This window comes from Micromonospora globispora (assembly GCF_003857015.1).
In the GTDB taxonomy this organism is placed as follows: Bacteria; Actinomycetota; Actinomycetes; order Mycobacteriales; family Micromonosporaceae; genus Micromonospora; species Micromonospora globispora.
The window spans coordinates 1-1,048 of record NZ_QGGF01000741.1; the positions used below are offsets into that span (position 1 = coordinate 1).

The window sequence follows — 1,048 nt, forward strand, 5'->3', positions numbered from 1 at the left end:
CGGGTGCCGGGCCGGCCCTGCCGAAGCTGCCGCTGACGTGCCTGCCCGACCCGAAGGACCTCCCGGCAACCTGGACGCCGCCGAAGGAGTGCGGCCTGCCGGAGGGGTGCGCCCTGCTCAAGCCCGGCTCCGAGGTGCCCACCGGCGGACTGCTCCTGCCCACCGGGATCGTGCCGCCGGGCACGGCCTTCCCGGCCGGCACCGAACTGCCGGACGGCACCGTGCTGACCGCCGACTGCGTGCTACCGGTGACGGGGGCGGTCACCGGACAGGTGGGCGACCTGACCGACGTCCTGGGTGGAGGGCTGATCCCGTGATCGGGCGTACCGCGAAACTTCAGGTGCTGGCGTTCGTGCTGGTGAGCGTCCTCGGCATCAGCTACGTCGGGATCCGCTACGTCGGCCTCGGCGACCGGCTGCTCGGCGGCAACTACCTCGTCCACGTCGACCTCGCCCGGGCCGGCGGCATCTTCGCCAACGCCCCGGTCACCTACCGTGGCGTCCCCGTCGGCCGGGTCACCGCCGTCGAGCTGCGGGCCGACCGGGTCCGCGTCGATGTGCGGATCCGCCGGGGCGTACGGGTGCCCGACGCGCTGCGCGCCGTGGTCACCCAGCGCTCCGCCGTCGGCGAGCAGTACCTCGACCTGCGCCCCGACCGCGACGGTGGGCCCTTCCTCGCCGACGGCGCGGTCATCCCGGTCGAGCGCACCGGCGTCCCGCTCGCCCCGGAGGCGCTGTTGACCAATCTGGACGCCCTGGTCCGCTCGGTCGACCCGGACGACCTGACCGTGCTCATCACCGAGCTGGGTACCGCGTTCGAGGGCAACGAGCAGGCGCTCGCGCGGATTCTCGACGCCGGCGACGCGCTGCTCACCGACGCCGACGCGCGGCTGCCCGAGACGCTCGCGCTGATCCGGGACGGGCGCACCGTGCTCACCACCCAGGCCGAGTCGGCCGAGGCGCTGCGCCGGTGGTCGGACGGGCTGGCGCAGCTCGCCGCCACCCTCCGCGCCGCCGACCCGGACCTGCGGCGGCTGCTGGCCACCGGG

General features: G+C 75.2%; 2 protein-coding genes. Both read left to right on the plus strand.

All coding sequences use genetic code 11. The annotated features are described in order from the left end of the window. Positions 1-317: hypothetical protein (locus DKL51_RS35450; protein ID WP_221623283.1), on the plus strand; the 317-nt coding region annotated here is incomplete at its 5' end. Beyond that, positions 314-1,048: MCE family protein (locus DKL51_RS33135; RefSeq protein WP_185735006.1), on the plus strand; the 735-nt coding region annotated here is incomplete at its 3' end. The genes DKL51_RS35450 and DKL51_RS33135, both read left to right, overlap by 4 nt.